This window comes from Stenotrophomonas maltophilia (assembly GCF_013464485.1).
Taxonomy (GTDB): domain Bacteria; phylum Pseudomonadota; class Gammaproteobacteria; order Xanthomonadales; family Xanthomonadaceae; genus Stenotrophomonas; species Stenotrophomonas maltophilia_AW.
On the sequence record NZ_RAUX01000085.1, the window covers coordinates 1 to 1,252 of the forward strand.

The following is a 1,252-nucleotide window of genomic DNA, read 5'->3' on the forward strand; positions in this document are numbered from 1 at the left end:
GTGCGCGCCTCGCTGGCGCACTCGCACCACACGCGGATCGCCTGCCGTTCCGGTACCGGCGCGCAGAACACCTGCACCAGTTCCAGCGGCAGCGGGTGGCACAGYGGCATCAGCATCGAGGCCATCTTGGCGCCCTGCAGGCCGGCAATCTCGGCCATCACCAGCGCATCGCCCTTGGGCAGGCGGCGCTCGACGATCAGCGGATAGGCCACYGGACCGGCATGCAGCTCGCCCACCGCCACCGCACGKCGGCGSGTGATGCGCTTGTCGCGGACATCGGCCATATGGAAGGCCGCATTCAATTCCCCACTCATCGTGTTGCTCATCCTCCGATGGAGGCCAGGTGCGGGGTCAGCCCGGTCTGGCCCTGGTGCAGTCCATGCCCGGCCGCTTTCAGGCCAAGCTGYGTGGTRATGCGTGCCAGCAGCGCGTCRTGGTCATCGTCGCTCTGCAGCAGCGGGCGCAGCGGCACGCCGAACTCGCCGAACAGGCACAGCCGCAGGTCACCCTTGGCGGTCACCCGCAGGCGGTTGCAGCCCTTGCAGAAGTCACGCGAATACGGGGCGATGATGCCSAYSSTGCCGCGATGGTCSGGGTGGCYGWACTCACGCGCCGGGCCGGCATCGGCSGCRCGCGGMCGYTCGTGCCAGCCRGCCGCCAGCAGCTGCTCGATCACCASGTCGGCGCGCAGGTGGTGGCGCTGGAAATAGGCTTCGTTGTCGCCGGTGCGCATCAGTTCGATGAAGCGCACGCTGAAGGGGCGGTCACGCAGGTAGTCCATCCACTGCGGCAGCTCGTCGTCGTTCAGGCCRCGCARCAGCACCGCRTTGAGCTTGATCGCCGGCAGGCCSAGCGCCTGCGCCAGGGCCAGGCCCTGTTCGATCTCCGGCAGGCGGTCATGCCCGGTGATGGTCYTGAARCGTTCGCGCTGCAGGCTGTCCATGCTCACGTTCAGCGCGGTCAGGCCGGCGCGGTGCCAGCCCGGCAGGCGCCGCGGYAGCARCGTGCCATTGGTGGTGATGGCCACCTTGCGGATGCCCGGCACCGCCGCCACGGTGGCGATGATCTCRTCCAGGTCCTTGCGCAGGCTGGGCTCGCCGCCGGTCAGGCGGATCTTGCTCATGCCCAGCGCSGCRAACGCRCGCACCAGGCGCGCGATTTCWTCCACCTGCAGGAAGCGYGGGCGGCCATCGGCCTGGTARCCGTCGGGCAGGCAGTAGCTGCAACGGAAGTTGCAGGCTTCGGTCAACGA

At 69.1% G+C, this 1,252-nt stretch carries 2 protein-coding genes; both read right to left on the reverse strand.

What is annotated here, in order from left to right:
- Positions 1-314 (reverse strand): cyclic pyranopterin monophosphate synthase MoaC (locus tag D7Y61_RS22400; protein ID WP_275943050.1); only part of this gene is annotated, 314 nt, incomplete at its 3' end.
- Positions 315-322: 8 nt separating this feature from the next.
- Positions 323-1,252 (reverse strand): GTP 3',8-cyclase MoaA (gene moaA / locus D7Y61_RS22405; RefSeq protein ID WP_180869392.1); only part of this gene is annotated, 930 nt, incomplete at its 5' end.